1 protein-coding gene is annotated in these 1,392 nt (G+C 71.3%); it reads right to left on the bottom strand.

Translation table 11 applies throughout. The annotated features are described in order from the left end of the window. Positions 1 to 117: 117 nt before the first annotated feature. Positions 118 to 1,392 (bottom strand): CoA transferase (locus tag OM960_RS25360; protein WP_264773927.1); only part of this gene is annotated, 1,275 nt, incomplete at its 5' end.

The raw sequence follows: 1,392 nt of genomic DNA, 5'->3' as shown, positions 1-1,392 counted from the left end.
TGAAGTCCCGGCGCGAGATGGCGCGGGCGAAGGTCTTGTACTTGTGGTCGTCCGTCATGTTGGTCTCCCTTTGCTTCTTCGGTTGCACAGGGGGCTCCTCCCCCCTGCCAATGGCGGTCATTCCGGCAGGTATTTGTCCGACCAGCTCTCCCCGGCCGCGCCGGAGGCGATCATCGCGGCGATGGCGTCGGGCGCGTATCCGATCCGGCCCAGAACCTCGCGGGTATGGACGCCGTATTTCGGCATCGGGCCGGGGATGGTGATGCGTCCGCGCCCGGGCCGCACCGCGTTCGGCGCGACGAGATCGGCCCAGCGGCCCAGCGGATGGCGGTCGTGGCGGATCACCCGGAACGTCGCCTGCGTCAGGTCGATCGCCCCCTCGCTCTCGCGCTGCAGCGCCGCGTCGCGGGTGGCGTGGAGCGAGCCGAGCCGCACCACCGCCGAGGAGGTGCCGGTGAACGCTTCCGCCCAATGCGCGAAGGGCCGGGTGGCGAAGCGTTCGGCCAAGGCGGCGGACAGCTCGGCCTCACAACGGTCCGCGAGATCGGCGAGATCGGCGACCGCGCGCAGCGCCTCGCGCTTCTCCTCCGGCGCGGCGAAGAACATCCAGCCGTCGGCCGCCTCGTAGCAGTGGTAGAACGGCCCCCAGCCCCGCGCCTCGCGGCCCGAGGGCTCGTCGAAGGGCGCCCGGCCCTCGTAGTCGTACATGAACTGCGCCTGGATCAGGTTGCCGGCCGCGGCGAGCGCGGCGCGGGCGATGCCGCCCTTGCCGGTGCGGGTCCGCCGCTCCAGCGCCGCGCCGAGCGAGACGCAGGCGCAATAGCCCGTCAGCACGTCGATCGTGCCGAAATGGGCATGCTCCTCGGGTGTTTCCATGCCGCCGCCGAAGCGGACCATGACGCCGGTCGCCGCCTGGGCGAGGTCGTCATAGCCGAGATGATCGGATTTCGGCCCCCGCATCGGCCCGCCGAAGGCGTCGAGCTGAACAAGGATCGCCTGCGAATTGAGCGCCGCGAGCCGCTCGGGCGACAGGCCGAGCTTGTCGCGCTGCTCGTCGGTGCCGTTCATCGTGATGACGTCTGCCTCGGCGATGAGCCTTGCCAGCGCCTCCTGGCCCTCCGGGGACTTGAGGTTCAGGAGCACGCTTTTCTTGCCGCGCTGCGCATGGAGGCCGAAGACCACCGCGTTCCAGGGATCGACCGAGGGCTCGACCGGCTGCACCAGCGTCACCTCGGCGCCGTAGCGCGCCAGCGTCGAGCCGATCGTCGGCCCGGCGATCACGTTGGTGAGGTCGAGCACCTTCACCCCGTCGAGCCAGCCGCCCGCGCCGGATGCCCCGGGCGCCGGGCGGACGGGTTCGGAGAGGATCGCGTCGAGCCGCGCGCGCGCATC

The organism is Defluviimonas salinarum (genome assembly GCF_026013545.1).
In the GTDB taxonomy this organism is placed as follows: domain Bacteria; phylum Pseudomonadota; class Alphaproteobacteria; order Rhodobacterales; family Rhodobacteraceae; genus Albidovulum; species Albidovulum salinarum.
The sequence above is the reverse complement of the archived record's forward strand: the minus strand, read 5'-3'. Positions and strand labels throughout refer to the sequence as shown.